Source organism: Pandoraea sp. PE-S2R-1, assembly GCF_002179865.1.
Taxonomy (GTDB): domain Bacteria; phylum Pseudomonadota; class Gammaproteobacteria; order Burkholderiales; family Burkholderiaceae; genus Pandoraea.
Window position 1 is genome coordinate 1 of record NZ_NGUR01000187.1, and the last position, 267, is coordinate 267.

Consider the following 267-nt stretch of genomic DNA (forward strand, 5'->3'; position numbering starts at 1 on the left):
CACGTCGCGGGCGAAGCGCAGGGCGCGGTCGATATCGCGCGTCCAGATCCCGGCGGCAAGGCCGTATTCCGTGGCGTTGGCCAACTCGATGAGTTCGGCCTCGCCGGAGAAGGGCATCACGCCGACCACCGGCCCGAAGATCTCTTCCTGCATGAAGCGCATGTCGTTGTGGGCCTGCGTCATGACGGTGGGCTCGTAGTACCAGCCACCGGCGAGGTCGTCGCGCCCCGGAGCTGACCGCCGGCCGCCACGCGCGCGCCTTCCTGC

General features: G+C 69.7%; 1 protein-coding gene. It reads right to left on the reverse strand.

Going from position 1 to position 267, the window contains the following annotated elements:
* Positions 1-267, reverse strand: a 267-nt coding sequence (locus CDV44_RS27640; protein ID WP_141118865.1) for an aldehyde dehydrogenase family protein, incomplete at both ends; no start/stop codon positions are given.